The sequence below is a fragment of the Myxococcus qinghaiensis genome, assembly GCF_024198215.1.
In the GTDB taxonomy this organism is placed as follows: Bacteria; Myxococcota; Myxococcia; order Myxococcales; family Myxococcaceae; genus Myxococcus; species Myxococcus qinghaiensis.
Genome location: NZ_JAKCFA010000006.1, coordinates 203,758 through 222,457, shown reverse-complemented (window position 1 = coordinate 222,457; position 18,700 = coordinate 203,758). Strand labels below are relative to the sequence as shown.

General features: G+C 70.0%; 17 protein-coding genes. 8 read left to right on the top strand and 9 right to left on the bottom strand.

The window, feature by feature from the left end:
• Window positions 1-11: 11 nt before the first annotated feature.
• Window positions 12-1,592 carry a tetratricopeptide repeat protein gene (locus LZ199_RS12995; RefSeq protein ID WP_253993989.1) on the bottom strand — a complete coding sequence of 527 codons (1,581 nt, stop codon included), beginning with the start codon at window positions 1,590-1,592 and terminating at the stop codon, window positions 12-14.
• 92 nt (window positions 1,593-1,684) lie between these two features.
• Here LZ199_RS12995 and LZ199_RS12990 point away from each other — a divergent pair, with 92 nt between their 5' ends.
• Window positions 1,685-2,656, top strand: a complete 972-nt coding sequence (locus LZ199_RS12990) for a homoserine kinase (RefSeq protein ID WP_253993988.1) — start codon at window positions 1,685-1,687, stop codon at window positions 2,654-2,656.
• A gap of 52 nt (window positions 2,657-2,708) precedes the next feature.
• On the opposite strand, the gene LZ199_RS12985 is transcribed toward LZ199_RS12990, so the two are convergent.
• The 3 genes from LZ199_RS12985 to LZ199_RS12975 form a co-directional block, all read right to left on the bottom strand.
• A complete protein-coding gene (locus tag LZ199_RS12985) occupies window positions 2,709-3,176 on the bottom strand; it encodes a DUF4440 domain-containing protein (RefSeq protein ID WP_253993987.1) in 468 nt (155 codons plus the stop codon).
• Window positions 3,177-3,247: 71 nt separating this feature from the next.
• Entirely contained in the window at window positions 3,248-3,775 is a 528-nt protein-coding gene (locus LZ199_RS12980; RefSeq protein ID WP_253993986.1) for a DUF2505 domain-containing protein, read from the bottom strand.
• Window positions 3,776-3,840: 65 nt separating this feature from the next.
• Window positions 3,841-6,201: a tetratricopeptide repeat protein gene (locus LZ199_RS12975; RefSeq protein WP_253993985.1), complete on the bottom strand. Its 2,361-nt coding sequence runs from the start codon at window positions 6,199-6,201 to the stop codon at window positions 3,841-3,843.
• Window positions 6,202-6,226: 25 nt separating this feature from the next.
• On the opposite strand from LZ199_RS12975, the gene plpQ reads away from it, so the two are divergent.
• The 6 genes from plpQ (at window position 6,227) to LZ199_RS12945 (ending at window position 12,825) form a co-directional block, all read left to right on the top strand.
• Complete coding sequence (gene plpQ, locus LZ199_RS12970) at window positions 6,227-6,628, top strand: motility regulator PlpA (RefSeq protein ID WP_141647970.1); 402 nt, start codon at window positions 6,227-6,229, stop codon at window positions 6,626-6,628.
• Window positions 6,625-7,176 carry a DUF192 domain-containing protein gene (locus LZ199_RS12965; protein ID WP_253993984.1) on the top strand — a complete coding sequence of 184 codons (552 nt, stop codon included), beginning with the start codon at window positions 6,625-6,627 and terminating at the stop codon, window positions 7,174-7,176. The genes plpQ and LZ199_RS12965 overlap by 4 nt, the downstream gene beginning before the upstream one ends.
• Window positions 7,177-7,208: 32 nt before the next feature.
• The gene (gene sitA6, locus LZ199_RS12960) at window positions 7,209-7,877 is read left to right on the top strand and encodes a SitA6 family polymorphic toxin lipoprotein (protein WP_253993983.1); all 669 of its coding nucleotides are present in this window, start codon (window positions 7,209-7,211) and stop codon (window positions 7,875-7,877) included.
• A gap of 6 nt (window positions 7,878-7,883) precedes the next feature.
• Complete coding sequence (gene sitI6, locus LZ199_RS12955) at window positions 7,884-8,612, top strand: SitI6 family double-CXXCG motif immunity protein (RefSeq protein ID WP_253993982.1); 729 nt, start codon at window positions 7,884-7,886, stop codon at window positions 8,610-8,612.
• A 157-nt stretch (window positions 8,613-8,769) separates the two neighbouring features.
• Complete coding sequence (locus LZ199_RS12950) at window positions 8,770-11,127, top strand: alkaline phosphatase PhoX (RefSeq protein WP_267145145.1); 2,358 nt, start codon at window positions 8,770-8,772, stop codon at window positions 11,125-11,127.
• A gap of 30 nt (window positions 11,128-11,157) precedes the next feature.
• A complete protein-coding gene (locus LZ199_RS12945; RefSeq protein WP_253993981.1) occupies window positions 11,158-12,825 on the top strand; it encodes a hypothetical protein in 1,668 nt (555 codons plus the stop codon).
• Between the two features lie 7 nt (window positions 12,826-12,832).
• Here the strand turns inward: LZ199_RS12945 and LZ199_RS12940 are convergent, their stop codons facing one another.
• Both LZ199_RS12940 and LZ199_RS12935 read right to left on the bottom strand, forming a co-directional pair.
• Window positions 12,833-14,026: an EAL domain-containing protein gene (locus LZ199_RS12940; protein ID WP_253993980.1), complete on the bottom strand. Its 1,194-nt coding sequence runs from the start codon at window positions 14,024-14,026 to the stop codon at window positions 12,833-12,835.
• 134 nt (window positions 14,027-14,160) lie between these two features.
• Window positions 14,161-15,375 (bottom strand): hypothetical protein, encoded by a 1,215-nt coding sequence (locus LZ199_RS12935; protein WP_253993979.1) that lies wholly within the window; start codon window positions 15,373-15,375, stop codon window positions 14,161-14,163.
• A gap of 73 nt (window positions 15,376-15,448) precedes the next feature.
• Here LZ199_RS12935 and LZ199_RS12930 point away from each other — a divergent pair, with 73 nt between their 5' ends.
• The gene (locus tag LZ199_RS12930; protein ID WP_253993978.1) at window positions 15,449-16,477 is read left to right on the top strand and encodes a zinc-binding dehydrogenase; all 1,029 of its coding nucleotides are present in this window, start codon (window positions 15,449-15,451) and stop codon (window positions 16,475-16,477) included.
• A gap of 7 nt (window positions 16,478-16,484) precedes the next feature.
• Here LZ199_RS12930 and ybaK read toward each other — a convergent pair whose 3' ends face one another.
• Genes ybaK through purE form a run of 3 tightly spaced genes read right to left on the bottom strand, consistent with a single transcriptional unit; the run spans window position 16,485 to window position 18,602 of the window.
• Entirely contained in the window at window positions 16,485-16,961 is a 477-nt protein-coding gene (gene ybaK, locus LZ199_RS12925) for a Cys-tRNA(Pro) deacylase (RefSeq protein ID WP_253993977.1), read from the bottom strand.
• 4 nt (window positions 16,962-16,965) lie between these two features.
• A complete protein-coding gene (purK, locus tag LZ199_RS12920) occupies window positions 16,966-18,108 on the bottom strand; it encodes a 5-(carboxyamino)imidazole ribonucleotide synthase (RefSeq protein WP_253993976.1) in 1,143 nt (380 codons plus the stop codon).
• Window positions 18,105-18,602, bottom strand: a complete 498-nt coding sequence (gene purE, locus LZ199_RS12915; RefSeq protein ID WP_141647982.1) for a 5-(carboxyamino)imidazole ribonucleotide mutase — start codon at window positions 18,600-18,602, stop codon at window positions 18,105-18,107. Before purE ends, purK begins: the two co-directional genes overlap by 4 nt.
• Between the last annotated feature and the right edge of the window lie 98 nt (window positions 18,603-18,700).

Genomic DNA, 18,700 nt, shown 5'->3' with positions numbered 1-18,700 from the left:
CGAGAGCGGCGCTACTGGAGCAGGACGCCCGTCTCGTTCATCCACGCCTTGGCCATGGCGCCCTGGCCGGACGACTCCAGGCCCTTCTTCACGGTGTCGATGCGCGAGGCCAGCTCCTCGCGCGTCGCGCCTTGTGAGCGGGCGCGCACGAGGCCGAAGTAGTAGTGCTGGCAGCCCGCCGCGTACGCGTTCTGCGCGAAGAGCAGGTCACCCATGGCGGTGTACGCCTCCGGCAGCGTGCCCGCGCCCGTGTCCGGCGCCACCGTGGCCAAGAGCGCCTTCGCACCCTCGTAGTCCTTGCGCTGCACCAGCAGCGCGCCCTTGGCGTACTGCGCTCGCGCCAGGCCCACGCCCTTCGCGGCGATGGCCTTGTCATAGGCCCCGAGCGCGTCGTCCTGCCGGCCCGCGGCCTCCAGCAGTCCACCGCGCGCCAGCCAGTAGCGGCCGTCCTGCTCCAAGAGGCCCACCTTCTTGCCGTCCGCGGAGGCCACCTGGATGGCGCCGAAGGTGCCCTCGTACGCGTCGAGCAGGGCCAGCGCGCCGGTGGCGTCTCCGGAGGCCTGGAGGCTGCGCGCGCCATCCAGGTAGAGCAGGGGAGCGGTGCGTCGCTTCGCCACCGCGGCCTCGAAGGCGGCTCGCGCCTCGGGGACCTTCCGCGCCGACAGGGCCCGCGCCCGCGCGAAGAGGGCGTAGACGTCATCCGGCACCGCCTTCAGCGCGGTGTCCGCTTCCTGGAGCGCCTCGTCCGCCGCGCCTCGCGTCAGCGCCAGCTCCGCCTTCAGCGCGCCCAGTCGCGAGCGCAGCGAGGGCGTCAGCTCGACTTCCTTCTCCGACGCGGTGGTGAGCGCGCGCTGCGCCTCCTCCAGCTTCTTGCCCTGGTACACGTACGCGAGGCCGGTGCCGAGCCGCGCCATCAGGTGGTCCGGGTTGACGCTGGTGGTCTTCTCGAAGACCTCCACAGCCTGGGCGTACTGGCCCTCGTCGAGCAGGGCCTCCGCGTACGCGGTGGTGAAGCGCGTGTCCCGGTAGGCGCCCTCCGCGGCGCGAGCGAAGGCCTGCCGCGCGCCGGGCAGGTCGCCCTTCGCCTGGAGCGTGAGGGCCAGGGCCAGCGTCAGCCGGGGGCTGCTCGCGCCCTGGGTCTGGAGGTCCGCGAGGTACTTCTCGGCCTCGGCCGTCTTTCCTGCCGCGAGCAGGTGGAGGGCGCGCGCGCTGTAGCGCTCGCCGGAGCGGGAGTCGAGCTCCTCCGCGCGGGCGAGGTACTCACGCGCCTTGGTGTCGGCGCCGGGCTGGTGGTGCTCCAGCCACAGCACCGTCTGGATGTCGGCGGCCAGGGCCTGGCCGTCGCGGGCCTGGGCGTCCACCTGGAAGAGCGTCTCCAGCTCCGCCATGGCGCGAGCGAGGTCGGCGGGGTTGCCCCGGAGGGCGGCGGAGCGGGCCGCGCGCATGCGCTCCTCCGTCTCCTTTCGGACGGAGCCCCGGTGGACGAAGTAGGTGACGGCGCCCGCGAGCACCACGGCCACCACGGCCACCTGCGTCAGCGCGCTCTTCCAACCTTCGCGCCGCTTCCAGTCGCCCTGAACGTCGGTGCCCATGGACCCATCTCCCCGCGCTGGAGTTGGATGCTATTAGGTACGCCCCTCCCAGGTGTCAATGGAGCGGGCCCCGAGCATGGGAGGAGTGAGCAATGGCGGTCCACACGGCGCTGTCCCCCGACGTCTTCACTCGTGTCGCCGACACCTTCGGGCTGGGGAGTGTGCGGAGCGTGACGCCCATCCCCCAGGGCTCCATCAACACCAACCACCGGTTGGAGACGGACTCCGGCCGCTACTTCGTTCGCCACACGACGGTGCGCTCCCCGGACGACCTGCGCTTCGAGTCCGCGCTGCTCGCCCACCTGGCCGCCCACCACTTCCCCTCGCCCGTGCAGCTCCCCACCCGCGACGGAGAGACCTTCGTCGAGTTGGAGGGCGGGCGTGTCAGCGTCTTCCGCTGGCTGGCCGGTGAGGAGCTGCGCCACCCGAACCTCACCGCCGAGCACCTGGAGCGGTTGGGCACGGAGCTGGGCAAGCTGCACCGCGACACGCAGTCCTTCGGCGGCGCGCGCGCAAACCCCTACTCGCCAGACGTGGTGCGCGGGTGGCTGGCGGAGCTGTCGCGTCACCCGGACGCGACGCTGGTCGCGATTGCAGGAGAGCTGGAGCGCCTGCTCGCCACCGCCGAGTCCCAGCGCCAGGGCCTGGAGCCGCTCGGCGTCATCCACGCGGACCTCTTCACCGACAACGTGAAGTGGCTGGGCGCGAGCGTGGGCTCGTTCTTCGACTTCGAGATGGCCTGCCGGGAAGCCTACGGACTGGACGTGGTCATCACCCTGAACGCCTGGTGCTTCGACGGCGGCGCGTACCTTCCGGACCTGTGCCAGGCGCTGGTGCGCGGCTACCAGGACATCCGGCCGCTGGCGCCCGTGGAGCGGGCCAACCTCTTCGGCCACGCGCTCTTCGGGGCGGTGCGCTTCACGGCCAGCCGCATCCGCGACTACCACCTGTCCCCGCTGCCGGCGGACAAGCTGGTGCGCAAGGACTACCGGACCTACCTCACCCGGGCGCGCGCGCTGTCGACGATGGGCCCCGCGGGCTACGCGAAGCTGCTGGGGCTGTGAGCTCTCGGGGCGCAAGGCGCGCGCCCCGAAGAGCCTGGATGCCTCGGACGACTCAGATGCCGGAGAGGATCCTCCAGCGGCCATCCTCCAGCCGGAACACCATCTGCTCCAGCTCCGCCTCCTTCTGGGGGCGGGGGGTGAGGCTGGGCATGCGCCAGCTCACCTTCCAGTAGTAGATGGCGGTGGCCACGTCCTTGCCCACCTGCACGCGGCGCACGTCAATCTCCACCTTGGGCGACTGGAGCTGCGGGAAGAGCGCCTCCAGGTAGGGCACCAGGTTGGTCGCGTTCAGGTCATCCTCGGGGTCGCCGGGCGTGCCGCCGTCCTCGCGGAAGTCCTTGGACACGAGGGCCTGGATGGCGTTCGCGTCGCGTGCCTCGATGGCAGACCGGTACTGCTCCATCACTGACAAAATGGCCCGCGTATCGGAGGTGTCGTCGATTTCAGTGCCGGGGATGCGCTTCGGAGCGCAGGCGGCCAGGAGGGTCAGGGCGCAGACAGCGAGGAAGCGGATGAGCATGGCGGGGCCTTACGAAGACAATGGATGAGAAGTCAACCCATTCCCCGGGCCCCACCTGCACTCCGCGTGCCTCAGCCCTTTCGGATGACTTCGGAGATGAACCGGTTGAGCACCGGAATCTCGTTGTCGAGAATCTTGAGGCCCTCGCCCTGGATGATCTTCTCGCCGATGAGCGCCAGCGGCTTCATCAGGAAGGGCAGCTTGAGGGAGATTTCGCCGTCCATCGACCGCTCGGTCTGCCCGGCGCCCAAGTCACGGAAGCGCATGGTGCCGGTGTTCACCAGCATCTTGGAGATGGTGCCCGACGTGGGCGTGTTGGTGAACGTGAGCTCCTTGCGGCGCTTGTCGTAGGTGGACGTCTCGATGAAGGCGAACCACTCGGGCGGCACGCGCTTGGGGCCGATGCTCTCGATGACCGGCTTGGGGCGGTAGCGCACCTTGCGCTTCACCAGGTCCCCCTCCGTCTTCACTTCAATCGGCGCCAGCTCCAGCAACACGCCGTGGTGCTTGAGGAGGAACTCGAAGTACCGCTCGTCGAGGAGCGCGCGCTCCACCTCGTCCACCGTCCCCTGGATTCGCTGCCTCGTCTCGAACCGCATCGCTTCCCTCCTGATGGCCTGGCTCGTCGCCGCTGTGTGGGCTGCCTGCCTAGCGGAAAGCGCGGCTAGCGGAAAGCCTGTCGTGGCACCAGGGCTCCCCGGAAGGTCTTCTCTTCGAAATCACACCGCTCCTGCCACTCCTGGGCGGTGGCCTTGAAGGCCGTCCCGAAGTCCGGAAGGACCCCGACCTCGTGGCGCACCGCGCCGCAGTCTCCCGAGAGATAGGAAGCCTCCACCTTCACGCGCAAGGCCTCCCGGCGGAGGGCCTCCGGAAGTGAATCGTCCGCCAGCGCACGTTGCAGGTACTCGCCGGCGAGCACGGGCGAGCCGACCTGCTGGAGCCGGCGGCCCAGGAGGTAGTTGAGGTACGCGTCATGGGGCACGGCCTGGAGCGCGCGCGTCAGCATCAGCAGGCGCAGCTCCTCGCGCGTCGACTGGAAGTAGGCGTTGATGGCCTCGCGTCGCGCGGTGGAGTCCAGCGCGGCGAGCTTCACCTGGGCGGTGCGCGTCAGCTCGGGCGTGGCGTCCAGGGAGAGGACCTCGTCCAGGTACTTGCGCGCCTGCTCGGGCTGCTGGCGTCGCGCCTCCACGTCCGCGCGGGCCATGGCGACCTCGGCCGCGGTGACGGCCTGGGCCTTCACCTGATGGGCGAGCGTGGAGAGCACGGCGGTGGCCTCGTCGTAGCGCTCCAGTGAGGAGAGCGCGGCGGCTTCGCCCAGGCGGAACGAGGGCTCCTCGGGCTGGAGCGAGGCGGCGCGGGTGTAGCGCTCCAACGCGTCCTCGGGGTCACCCACGAGGGACGCGCGCGCGGACTCGGTGAGGCGGGCGACTTCGCGGGCACAGGCGCGGCTGAAGAGGCTGCCGGCGCGGAAGCGCGCGAAGGCCCGGGCGATGGCCGTGTCGTCGAGGGGCAGGGCGTCCACGTAGCGCTCCCACTCCGAGACGAGTTCATCGAGCGGGCGTCCGTACGCGTCGTCGAAGTCCGCGTGGGCGTAGAGCGCGCGCAGCTTGTCCGCGCCGTAGGTGTCCGCGAGGTACAGCAGGAAGGAGCCGGCCACGGTGTACGCGCGCGCGGGAGCGGACTGGTAGAAGCCGCGCGGTCCCATCAGCGTGCGCATGTCCGGGGCCAGCTTCTGGCGACGCATGCCGGAGGCCCACTGGTGCAGCGTGAGGTCTCCCTGCGCGGGGCCGTCCGCGGCGACGGCGAAGCCCTCGATGACGCCCATGAGGGGCCAGAGTCCCAGGCGCGTGGTGACTCGGAACGGGCCGCTGCCGGCGGGGGCGGCCATGACGTGCGCCAGCTCGTGGTGCAGGGTGGAGTGGGGGAAGGGCTTGTCCTGGATGTGCAGCTCGTAGCGCCAGGGCTTGGCGTACTGGGTGCGGCCGGCGCCCACGAGGCGCTGCTTCTCCTCCTCGTTGCGATAGAGCCACACGCGGATGCGCTCGGTGGGGGCCACGCCGAGGAATCGGTGGACCTGCATCCACCGGAACTCCATGTCGCGGGCCAGGCGGTCCACGTCCTCGCGCGCCTTGCCTCGGGGGTAGTGGAGGCGGAAGTGCTCCGTGTCGCGCACGCCGCCCAGGGTGTCCGCCAGGTAGGCGTCCGTCATGCGCGTGCGCAGCTGGGGGCCCTTCACCTCCAGGAAGAGGATGGCGGCCAGGGGGAGCACGAGTGGGACGAGGGCCCAGGGACGCAGGCCGGCGCGACGCAGGGTTCCGGTTCCGACGTCCAAGAGCGCCGCGGCGAGCCCCACCAGCACCCACGCCCACAGGAGGGTCTCCAGGCGGAACCAGCCCAGCGCGGGCGTCATCACCAAGGCCTCGTCATAGAGGGGGCCGGGCAGGTGTCCCAGGAAGTGGTTGAAGGCGAAGACCTGGGGGCCCGCGACGATGGGCCACACGGTGGGGATGAGCGACAGCAGGACGAGGAGCACGTGCAGGCCCACCCCTCGGGAGGGCCGCCGGGCCTTGAAGCCGCAGAGGACGCCCGACGCCGAGGCCAGGACGGCCGAGGGGAGGGTGAGCATGGGATAGAAACCCACCAGCTCGAAGGGGTCGCACGAGGTGCGCAGCCAGGCGAAGACGGTGGAGGCGAGGAAGGGGGGGACGAGCGCGCCGACGTTGAGGAGGACGGCGGTGCCCAGGGCGCGGCCCACCGCGGCGCCGGGGCTCTGGGGGACGGCGGCGGTGGGGAGGCGGGGCTCCTGGCCGAGAATGATGCGGCGTTCCTGGAATGCGGCGGCGACGCCTGGACCCCCGCCGAGCAGGCCCACGGCGATGGCCAGGGCCAGGCTCAGCTCGAAGCCGGGGACCCCGAAGAGGGGGAGGAGGACGAGGGCCGAGCCGCCGCCCGCCAGCAGGAGCAGGGGGGCCAGGACGGCCGGGCGGCGCGACAGAGCGCGGGCACGGTTGAGGACTTGCTCCATGGCCTCCCCTATACTCCCCAGCCGCATGTCCGAACAGAAGACAGGTCCCGAGCACCGCCAGCACGGGCGCGCGCCCATCGAGCTGAAGGTCGACTACAAGAAGCTCAACTCGTTCTTCGCGGACTACACGAAGAACATCAGCAAGGGTGGCACGTTCATCAAGACGAAGAAGCCGCTGCCCATCGGCACGCGGTTTCTCTTCAAGCTGACGGTGCCCCACCGGGAGGCGCCCTTCGAGTTGTTGGGCGAGGTGGTGTGGTCCAAGGCGGACGGCGACGAGCCGGGCATGGGCATCCGCTTCATCTACAGCAGTGATTCGCAGCGGGTGGAGTTCGAGACGGTGGTGGAGCGGCTCATGTCCGACAGCCTGGGGCCCGAGCTGACCGAGAAGCTGCTCAACAAGCCGCTGCATCCCCAGCACCCATGAAGACGACGCGTCGGCTCGCGGTCCTGCTGCTTCCATTGCTGCTGGGCGGCTGCCAGCAGGAAGCGCAGGGTCGACAGCCTTCGACGCCTCCGGCCCCCGTGCGACCGCCCGTCACCGACGTCACCGCGAAGGACTACGTGAGCCCGCCGTTGCCGCGTGCGCACGTGCGGCTCAAGGACGCGTTCGGTGGGGTGCATCGGGTGGAGGTGGAGGTGGCGGCGACGCCGGACTCGCGTCAGCGCGGGTTGATGTGGCGCACGGAGCTGGCGGAGGGGAAGGGCATGTTGTTCCTCTTCCCGACGCAGGAGATGCAGGGCTTCTGGATGCGCAACACGCTCATCTCGTTGGACATCATCTTCATCACCTCGGACCTGCACATCGCGGGAGTGGTGTCGCGCGCGGTGCCGAAGACGCTCGACTCGCGCTCGGTGGGAGCGCCGAGCCAGTACGTGCTGGAAGTGCCAGCGGGCTGGGCGGAGAAGATGGGCGTGCGCAAGGGCTCGCCGGTGGAGTTCGAGGGCGTGTCGAACATCCGCATCGTGCCGTGACTGACGGTGTAGGGCCGGTAGGATTGCGCGTCATGCGAATCCGTCCGGTGTGGTGGTGGGCCCTTTCTGTCGTGACGTGGCTCGGCTGTGCGACCGTCGCATCTCCTGCTGCGCAGGCGGACGCCGCGGTCCGCGAGTGCGACACCCCCGCGAGTGACCAGTGCGTCAAGCTTCTCTGTCTGGGAGATGCCTGCGGCTTCTATCGCTGCGAGGACGACCTCTCCGGAGACATCGAGCGGGCCCTCTTCCCGCCCGCGCGTCCACCCGCGGCGGCAGCGGCACCAGGGCAGGGGCCTCGACGGAATTGGGGAGGAGCACAGAACCTCCCGCGCGGCGCGGTCATGACGTTCCCCAACTGGAACGGTGCTCCCGAGCGCATCATCCCGCCGTCACGGCAGCTCACGCCCGGCCGATGGGAGAAGCATCACATCTTCCCGCAGGCGCAGGACCTGGCGATGTGGTTCGAAGCCCAGGGCGTGAAGATCCACGACTACACCATGCCGATTCCGCGTGACCTGCACCGGCGTATCCACGATGGAACAGGGCGAGGTGGGGCTTGGAACGACGCCTGGCGCGAGTTCATCTTCATGCACCCCTCGGCTCCGCCCGAGGCCATCTACAGGCATGCGGGAGAGCTCATCCATCGCTTCCAGCTCATCGATGGTCCCATTCAGCCCTACTATTCGCGCCCAGGAGCGTGAGGACGGATGCCCCGGATTTTCTGGCTGACCGAGGACAGGGTGGTCGCGGCGAAGTACGGTGGCGAGGTCAACGGATGGCACAAGCAGTCGCTGCCCGGCGCGCGGTGCCACGTGTGTGGCTTCACGTGGACCAGCGTCGGCCATCAATACCCCAACGTCGACCTGTCACAGCTTCCCGAGCGCCATGAGTTCGAGAGGGCTCGGCCCGAGCCCTTCCTTGAGTTCGCGCGTCTGCGTGAGCTGGTTCGTCCTCTGGCGCCTCCGCATGCGGAGTTGCCTCCTGGCACGGGCTTTGGCCCGTTGGTGGGACAGGTTTCTGGGGAGCTGGGGCCCATCACATGGGTGGGGATGCTGAAGCTTCTCCTTCGTCGGGATGCACTGGAACGCCTGGAGGCGGAAGGCGTGAGGGGGCTGTTCCCTTGTCGGACCGAGCTGCGATACCGCAAGAAGGATGCGCCTGAGATGTTGGAACTCCAGGTGGCGCCACACGGTCGGCTACATCCGGACTGCATTCCCCAGGATGTGCCGCCACCCTGTCCGACGTGCGGCCGTTACGGCATCAGTCGGCCGGACGAGCCTGTCCTGGACGCGGCGTCACTCCCTGCCGAACTGGACCTGTTTCGCGTGGGGAACTTCGCCACGATGATGATTGGCACCGAGCGCTTCATGGAAGCGGTGCGTCGGCTGGAGCTGGAGGGGATTTCTTTTCAGGAATTGCCGATGCGGGACTCGTAGCGCAGCGCCACGTTCGTTGCCCGTGCGTGACGTTGCTCGCGCGTGACGTGATGAAGAAGTGACGCACTGAACAAGCTGCCGCCACACAGCCTCCGCAGGATGCGCTCGCGCTCGTGCCCTCACGTGGCGGGCGCGAAACCCCTGGAGGAAGTGCTTCATGTCTTCACGACTGCTGCGGCTCGCGACCGGCGCGATGCTTCTGGGTAGCTCCTTGGCCATCACCGCCTGCGAGGGCGACACCGGTCCCTCAGGTCCCGCTGGCTCCAATGGACAGGATGGCTCGGACGGGCAGCCCGGCGCCCCTGGTGACGATGGCGCCCCCGGTGAGAACGGTGAGCCTGGTCCCTCGGGCCCCGGTACACAAGGCCAGCCCGGCCCCGGCGCCGTGACGCGCGCGCCCGGCGTCGAAGCCAGCACGCCGCTGTCCTCCGTCATCGCGCTCACCTTCCGTGGCGACCTGGGCACCGGCGCCACGAACCTCGCGGAGTACGTGAAGGTTCGCGTGGACCAGGTGGTCGCCGGCTCACTGCCGACGCCGATGGTCTTCCCCCTGTCCTCCGCGTCCACCGACTCCGTGCGCACGGTGCCCGGCCTGTTCTCCTCCACCGTCATCAAGTGGATGGACCCCATCACCTTCAGCAAGACGGGCCCGCGCTTCGGCGCCAACGTGGACTACATCGCGTTCTTCGGTGACGGCTGGTCCGCGCAGGACAACGCGCCCCAGTTCCGAGGGAGCAGCGCCGCCGGCTGGATGTGGATCAACCACGAGTACATCTCCGGCACGAAGCCTCGCGTCGGCACCGCGCCCATCGGCCAGCACCTGGACTTCGCGCGCTTCCTCCGCAACAGCGGCACCCTGTCCAACACCGTCACGGACGGCACCTCGTGGCAGGACGACGCCATCACCACCTACAACAAGGAATGGAAGAAGCAGGTCGGCGGCACCTGGATGCGCGTGGTGCAGGACCCCGCCACCGGCGAGTGGGCCGTGGACCGCACCGCGAGCAACCTGCGCTACGACGCCTCCAGCGCGACCCTGGCCAAGGTGGTCGGCGTGACGCTGTCCGGCGTGGACCGCGATGACTCCGGCGCCGACCTGCCCGTGGGCGTCGTCGCCGGCACGCACTCCAACTGCTCCGGTGGACAGACGCCGTGGGGCACCATCTTCACCGGCGAGGAGAACGTGCAGGGCGTCTACGGCGACCCGGAAGGCAGCCTGTGGACCGGGAAGAACGACTGGATTCCCAACGCGCCCGGCATGGTCGCCGGCGCCCCCCTCGCGCCGGACCTCTCGGCTCCCGCGTCGGGCGACATGGTCAGCTCCGACGCGCGCTCGTCGCACCGGAAGGACGGCTACGGCTACCTGACCGAAATCGACCCGGGCCAGCCCGCCGACCTCTGGTACGGCAAGGACGCGTCCAAGCCCGGCGCGGGCCACCGCAAGCTGGGCATCATGGGCCGCGCCCACTGGGAGAACGCGGCCTTCGTCGTCGACGCGAACTGGAAGCTGCTCGCGGGCCAGCCCATCGTCATCTACGGCGGTGATGACCGTCGCGGCGGTCGCATCTTCAAGTTCGTCTCCAGCCGTCCGTACACGGCGGGCATGACGAAGGCGGAGACTCGCGCGCTGTTGGACCAGGGCACGCTCTACGCCGCGCACTTCGCGGGCCTGGACAACAGCACCGGTGACACCCTGGTGGGCGGCGCGATTCCCACCGAGCAGGTGCCCGGACAGGGCCGCTGGGTGGCGCTGAGCCTCGACAGTACAGACCTCGCGCCGAACGGCGAGGCCTTCGGTCAGCCGACGATGACGGTGGGCACCGCGCTGCGCGATGCCAGCTACAACGCCATCGGCGGCTTCACCGACGACGACCAGCTGCGCAAGCTGCTGTTCACCGCGGCGAACAAGGTCGGCGTCATGGAACTCAACCGCCCCGAGGACCTCGAGTGGAACCCGAAGGACCCCAGCGGCACGCCGCTCCTGTACGTGGCCTTCACCGAGCACGGTGACCCGACGGCGCTGGACCAGCAGGGCCGCGTCGCCACCGCCACGCGGAGCCAGGAGGGCGTCTGGGGGACGAAGGCTCGCGCCGCCACCGACAACCGCGCGACGGACCGCGTCGGCTCCATCTTCGGCATTCGCGAGGCCAACACGGCGGCGCCGGGCACCTCGCGCACGTTCACCTTCTTCCGCATGTGGAAGGGCGAGACGGCGGCGACGAGCGTCACGCCCGAGTTCTCCGCGGCCAAGCCGGACAACATCGCCATCGACCGTGACGGCGGCGTGTGGTTCGGCACCGACGGCAACTTCGGTGTCAACAAGGTGGCCGACGGCATCTACTACCTGAACCAGAACCCGGCGCATCGGGAGAGCGCGTACTACCGCAAGGCCTTCCGCGTGCTGTCCATGCCGAGCGACGCGGAGGCCACCGGCCCCGCGTTCAGCCCGGACATGAAGACCCTGTTCGTCAGCGTCCAGCACCCGGGCGAGGACAGCTACAGCGTCTGGCCGTAGTCGCGCGCCCCTCCAGGAGAACGCCACCTCATGTCCATCATGTCGAAGGGAGGCGCCAGGGCTGTCCTCGCCCTGTGCCTCGCGCTGGGAAGTCTCTTTGCCTCCGCGGGAGTCGTGTGGCGACAGCGCGCCGCGCCGCGCATCCCCGAGCCTCCCTTCGACCCGCTCGCGCAAGCCCTGGCGAGCGGGAGCACCGTGGCCAACCGCGAGGCTCCCATTCCGTCCATGTGCTACACGAAGACGGAGGGCCTCTCGAACCCTTGCTGGACGTGTCACACCGGCGGCGTCGGCTTCAACGTCATGGACGACGAGTCGCTGCAGGCCGACTACGCCTTCAGCGACGTGGGCCTGCTGAACCAGTGGAGCAACCTCTTCGCGGACCGCACCGCCGCGCTGGCGGACATCTCCGACGACGAGGTGCTCCAGTACATCCGCGAGGACAACTACGCGCCCCTGCGTGAGTCGCTGCTCCAACGTCCCGGAGGCTTCAAGGGTTGGGTGCCGGACCTGGACCTCGCGCGAGGCTTCGACGCGGAGGGCTTCGCGCTAGACGGAAGCGGCTGGCGAGCGGTTCGCTACAAGCCGTTCCTCGGCACGTTCTGGCCGACGAATGGAAACACGGATGACATCTTCATCCGGCTTCCCGATGCATTCCGACGCGACGCCGAGGGAAGACTCTCGCTGGACGTGTATCGGCTCAACCTCGCCATCCTCGAAGCGGCGATGACGGTGGACCCCGCGCTGCTGGAGGTGAAGACAGCAGTGCGACGGGTGGAGCCGGTGGACGAGCGCTCGGGCGGCGTGGACGTGAATGGAGACAGCGTGCTCACGGCGGGAGTCGAGGAGGTGCGCGGCCTGCCGAAAACGTACGCGGGAGGCGCCGCGAAGGTCGCCGTGCGCAGGGACTTCTATCCGCGCGGCGTCGAGTTCCTCCACACCGTGCGGTACGTGGACCCGGATGCGCCCACGTTGTTGTCGGCGCGCATGAAGGAGGTCCGCTACTCGCGCAAGGACGAGGAATACACGGGCGAGCAGGTGATGGCCTTCTACGCGGCGGAGCAGGAGAAGAAGATGCGCAACCGGCTGCCCGCGTTTCCGGGCACGCCCGAGCTGGGCCTCATCAACGAGTTCGGCTGGCGCCTCCAGGGCTTCATCGAGGACGGGAAGGGCCGCCTGCGCGTGCAGACGCTGGAGGAGCACGCGTTCTGCATGGGCTGCCACACCAACCTGGGCGTGACGGTGGACCAGACCTTCGGCTTCCCTCGCAAGGTGCCGGGCAGGGAAGGGTGGCGCCATCAAGACCTGCGCGGCCTCCGCGATGTGCCGCAGGCGGGCCACGCGAAGCCGGAGGTGCTGACGTACTTCGAGCGGGTGAAGGGCGGTGACGAGTTTCGCGCGAACGAGGAGTTGCTCACGCGCTTCTTCCCGAGCGGCGCCGTGGATGAGAAGTCCGTGCGTCGCGCCGCGCCCGGAGGCGACAAGGACCTCGCGTGGCTGCTGACACCCTCGCGTGAGCGGGCCGTGGCGCTGGGCCGCGCGTACATGGTGCTGGTCCGCGAGCAGGGCTTCACGAAGGGCCGCGACACGCTGCTCGCGCCTCCGAGGAACGTGCTGCCTCAGGTGGAGAATGGCTCCACGGGACTGGAGGACGCGGGCCTCATCTTCGAGGACGGTCGACTCCACCTCGCGTGGGAATGAGGCGGGCCTACTTCGCCGAGTGGCGCTCCACGAACTCGCTGGCGCGCAGCAGCAACTGCTTCATCGTCACGGTGCCCAGGAACTCGCCCTGGGCATCAATCACCACCACCGGGTCGTAGACGGCCTCCGGCGCACGTGCCATCGCCAGCCCGACGAGCGCCGTCACCGCCATCTGGTCCTCGACCACCAGCGGAACCTCCCTCTGCCCATTGCCCGACGCGAGGCTTCGGCGCGTCACCAGCGCCTTGGGCCGCGCACCGTCCAGCACCACCACGTGGTCCACCTGCGGCGCATCGCGGAAGAGGTTGCTCACGACTTCGGACGGCGCCGCCGCATCCACCGTGGCGCGGCGAATCACCAGTCCGCCCACCGTGCTGTCATCCGCGGGCTCACTCAGGAGCAGCGCACGCATCGCCTCGCGACGCCGCGACTCGAATGCCTCCGTGGGACGTCCGGGCACCGGAGCGGGACGGGCCAGCAGATAGCCCTGCGCGTGACGGATGCCCAGCCGCAGCAGCACCATCATCTCCTCCCATGTCTCCACGCCCTCGGCGATGAGGATGGCATCCACGCTGGAGGAGAACGCCACCAACGACTTCACCAGGTGCTGTCGGTAGTCGTGCAGGTGGATGTCTCGCACCAACGCCTGGTCCAGCTTGATGAAGCGCGGCACGCAGTGCACCAGCGTCACCAGGCCCGAGTGCCCCGCGCCGAAGTCATCCAGCGCGAGCCCGAAGCCCTGCTCCGCGCACTCGCGCGTGAGCCGTTGGAGCAGTGCCCCATCCTCGATGACCGCCTTCTCGGTCAGCTCCAGCACCAGGTGCCGAGGCCCCAGCCCGTGTCGCTCCAGCAGCGCCAGCGTGGAGCCATCCCCGAAGCGCGGGTCGCTCAACACGTCCGGGCTCACGTTGAAGAAGAAGGGCGCGCGCCGCTGGTCCTCCGGCAACGTGGCGATGCGGCGCAGCGCGGACGTCCAGCACGCGCGCTCCAGCTCCCACGTGTAGCCGGATACCCGCGCATGCAGGAACAGCTCGTTCGGAGACTCGAGTGTTCCCTGTCCGCGCGAGAGCACCTCGTGCCCGATGACCTCGCCATCCCTCAAATCAACGATCGGTTGGAAGGCGGAAGTCACCCCGGGCTCGGAGCCGTTCCACAACCAGAGGGGAATCGGACCGGGCTGTCGGACGAGGGGGTGGGTCATGACGGGGCAAATGTTACCTGATGGTACCCACGTCTACAGTTCATGCCTGCGCACTACCGCAGCAACTCCTACTCGGCGTACGAGTGGACGGCCTCTCCAAGGCTTGGTCGCCCCTGACATCCGGGGAATCCCGCTCATGGGGCGCGAATTCGAGAAATTTCGCCCTGCGTGGAGGCCGCCTCCTCAGCGGGTTGGACGGGTGCGATGGGCTCGGGAACCTGGGCCAGGGTCGCCTGGGTGGCCACCGCGTCCAGGCTCTGACCTTCTTCCCACTGCACGGAGGACAGCGCGCGGAAGCGACGCGCGAGCGACGCCAACTCCACGGCCTTGAGCTGGGCCTGTCCGCTGCGCAGCGACAGCAGCGCCACGCGTGCGCGCTCCAGCAATGCGACCTCCGCGCGCAGCCTCGCGAGGATTCGCTCACGACGCACCTTCAGCTCGCCCAGCCGCTCGACTTCCTCCGCGAGCGAGGCCGCCGCCGCCTCCAACTGCCGCCGCGCCACCGCATCCGTGCTGGCCTTCGCGCCCCGCTCCAGCTCCTCGCGCTCCGCTTGAAGCTCGGCTTGCGCGCGCTCCTCGAGCTGCGCCTCCACACCGGCCCACTCGGAGGCCAGCTCCACCGCGTCACGGGTGATGCGCGCCAACGTGCGGGCCAGCTCCTCGCGCGCGGGCTCCCGGGGCAACAGCGCGAGCGACTGTCCACACTGGCGATACAGCGCGAGCGCGCGCTCGCACTGCGTCCGGAAGTCTCCGGCCAGTCTTGGAATCAGCTCCTCGGCGCGCGCCTCCACGGGGTCCGCCGTGAGGGCCAGGTGCGCCGCGACGGAGCTCAAGCCGACGAAGAGTCCAAGAATCGCGCCCGTCGCGCCCGCCGCGAGCAGCGCGGGCGTGGCCAGGTCCGCCAGGCGCGCGGAGAACACGCGCGCAATCTCCACGCCGCCCAGGGTGAGTCCCGCGCCCAGCAGCGCGCCGAGCCCCAGGTGCACGAGGGTGGGGCGAGCCTCCGCCACCTGTCCCTCCACGCCCTTCTCGCTCAGCCGCGCGCGCACCAGCAGCGAGCCCGCCGCCGCCGCGCTGCACGCCACCGTCCACGCGGGCGCCATCCCCAGCGCATACGGCACCGCCGTCAGCACCACTCCCAGCCCCCCCAGGAGGATGCGGTCCCACCGGTCTCCCTGCGCACAGGCCAGCACCACCGCCGCGGGAACGAGCCAGGCCAGGGGAAGTGGCAGGCCGATTCTCGCGGTGACGAGCTGGAGCAGGCCCGCGCCGGCCCCCGCGGCGAGGGCACGCGTGACGGTGCGCTCAAAGGCTTCTCGGTGGTGCAACTGCAAAATGGTGGCGTTCATCGACGCTCCGAACCCGGAGGAAGGCCAAGGGGGCTCCCCCTTTCACGCGCGGCCGAATTAAAAGGTCTGCCGGATGAAAGCCCCCCCTGTCCCCGTGGTGATGCGAGCGCTGGTCCTCAAGGCCTATGACGGGCGGCCGGAGTCCCTCCAGGTGGAGCGCCGAGCCGTGCCCCGGCCCACCACGAAGCAGGTGCTGGTGCGGATGGCGGCGTCGCCCATCAACCCGGCGGATCTCCAGTTCGTGCGGGGCCAGTACGGGCTGCGCAACGAGCTGCCGACGGTGCCGGGCTTCGAGGGCAGCGGCACGGTGGTGGCCGCGGGCGGCCTGGCGGGGCAGCTCCTGGTGGGGCGCCGCGTGGCGTGCGTCGCGCCCGTGGGAGGTGACGGCCTGTGGGCCGAGTACGCGGTGGTGCCGCTCCAGCAGTGCATTCCCCTGCGCGCGCACATCACCTTCGAGCAGGGCGCCAGCCTCTTCGTCAATCCCTTCACCGCGTGGGTGCTGATGGAGCGCGCCAAGGAAGGCGAGCACGCGGCGCTGGCACAGACGGGCGCGGCGAGCAGCGTGGGGCGGATGCTGGGCGCGCTGGCGCGACGGCGGGGCGTGCCCATGGTGCACGTGGTGCGGCGCGCGGAGCAGGTGGAGCTGTTGCGCGGGCTGGGCGCGGAGCACGTGCTGAGCAGCGACGAGCCGGAGTTCCAGGAGCGCCTGCGCCTCATGTGTCACGAACTCAAGGTGACGCTCGCCTTCGACGCGGTGGCGGGGCGGCTGACGGGCCAGTTGTTGAGCGCGCTGCCGGAGGGCGGACGCGTGACGGTGTATGGCGCGCTGTCGGAGCAGGAGTGCCGCTTCGACCCGGGCGACGTCATCTTCGGGCGCAAGACGGTGGACGGCTTCGCGCTCTCGGAGTGGGCTCGCCGGGGCTTTGGCCGCGAGCAGCTCAAGGCGCTGATGGGCGTGCCGTCGCTGGTGGGACGCGAGCTGGAGACGCCCGTGCGCGCGCGGCTGCCGCTGGAGTCGGCGGGGGAGGCGGTGCGCATCGCCTCGGCGGACATGACGTCCGGCAAGGTGCTCTTCATGCCCGAGCAGGGGTCGATGGTGTGAAGGCCGCTCAGGCCTTGTCGCGGGAGATGGGGCCGACCTTCGCCTTCGTCACCCGCAGATAGTCCGCGGGCGCCAGCACCAGCTGCGTGCCGCGCACGCCCGCTGAGACGGCCACCTCGTCGAACAGCTCCAGCGTCTCGTCGACGTAGACGGGATAGTCCTTCTTGCCGCCGATGGCCGTGCAGCCGCCGCGCACGTAGCCGGTGAGGGGCTGAAGCTCCTTGAGCGGCACGGTGTCCACCTTGCGGTCTCCGCTCAGTCGCGCCAGCGCCTTGAGGTCCAGCTCCGCGTTGCCGGGCACCACCGCCATCAGCACGCCGGTGCGGTCGCCTCGCGCGACGAGCGTCTTGAAGACCTGCTCCGGGGGCATGCCCACCTTGGCGGCCACCGACTCCGCGGAGAGGTCCTCCGGGTCCACCTCGTAGTCGCGCAGCGAGTACTTCACGCCCAACGAGTCGAGCAGCCGCGCGGCGTTCGTCTTCATGACCTCAGACTCCGAGCACCGCGGCCGCGGCCTTCACCCGTGCGAGCGCGTCCTCGGGCGAGATGCCCACCGCGGACAGGTGCCCCATCTTCCGACCCTTGCGCGCGTCGCGCTTTCCGTACAGGTGCAGCCGCACGCCGGGCAGCGCCAGCGCGTCCTCGAACCGGGGCCCTCCTTCGCGCAGCCACAAATCCCCGAGCAGGTTGACGATGGCCGCCGGACGCACCACCTCCACCGAGCCCAGGGGCAGGTTGCACGCCGCGCGCACCGCCTGCTCGAACTGCGACGTGAGGCAGGCGACCTCCGTCGAGTGGAAGCTGTTGTGCGGACGCGGCGCCAGCTCGTTCACCAGCACGGTGCCGTCGCGCAGCAGGAACAGCTCCAGCACCAGCAGGCCCTCCACTTGAAGCGCCTGGGTGATGTCGCGCGCCAGCTCCGTGGCGCGCTCGGCGACATGGGCCGGCAGCGGGCCGGGCAGCAGCGACCACGCGAGGATGCGCTCCTCGTGGTGGTTGAAGGCGGGCGGATACACCGCCAGCTCTCCCTTCGGGCTGCGAGCGACGAGCACCGACAGCTCCGACTGGAGGTCCAGCGCGGCCTCCACCACGACGGAGCGCTCACCCAATTCGCGCCACGCGGCGGGGGCCTCGGCGGGCGTCTTCACCTCCACCTGACCGCGACCGTCGTAGCCACCCTCGCTGGACTTCACGAAGCACCGGCCGCCCAGCGCCTGGATGGCCTGGGCCAGCTCGTCCGCCGAGTGCGCCTCGCGCCACGGCCCCACGGGGAAGCCGCCCTTGGCGAGCCAGCCCTTCTGTCGACCGCGATGCTGGATGACATGCAGCACGGACGCGCCCGGACGCATGGGCGTGTGCCGCGCCACTGCCTCCAGCGTGGCCAGCGGCACCTTCTCGATTTCGAGCGTCACGGTGTCGCAGCCCTTCGCCAGCTCCTCGGCGGCGGCGATGTCCGCGAAGGACGCGGTGAGGCAGCGGTCGACGACGTTGCGTGCGGGGCACGTCGCGTCCGGGTCCAACGCCTGCACCTGGAAGCCGAGCGTGCGCGCGGCCAGCGCCATCATCCGCCCGAGCTGCCCCCCGCCGAGGATTCCAATCGTCCCACCAGGGAGCACCACGCGTGGGCTCATGACAGCTCCCGGTGCGCCATGACCTCGTCGGTGCGCGCCTTGCGCCACGCGGCCAGCCGCTCACGCACCTCCGGGTACTTCAGCGCGAGGATGGCCGCGGCGTGCAGGGCGGCGTTGGCCGCGCCCGGCTTGCCGATGGCCTGCGTCCCCACGGGCACGCCCTTGGGCATCTGGACGATGGAGAGCAGCGCGTCGATGCCGTTGAGCAGCGTGGTGGGCATGGGCACGCCGATGACGGGCAGGAGCGTCTTCGCGGAGACCATGCCCGGCAGGTGGGCCGCGCCACCCGCGGCGGCGATGATGAGCGACAGGCCCCGCGACTCGGCGGTGGACGCGTACTCCATCATCCAGTCCGGCGTGCGATGCGCGGAGACCACCCGCACCTCGTGGGGGATGCCCAGCTCCTTCAGCACGTCGATGCCCGGCTGCAGGTACTCCAGGTCACTCTTGCCGCCCATGATGACCCCGACCCAAGGGGTGTTGCCGCTCGCCATTCGGTCCACGCTTTCGTGCCTCCAGCCGAAGGCGGGAGGAACGCGGAGATAGGGCCGGGCGATTCCGACGGTCAACCTGGAAGTCACCCCGCGCGCCC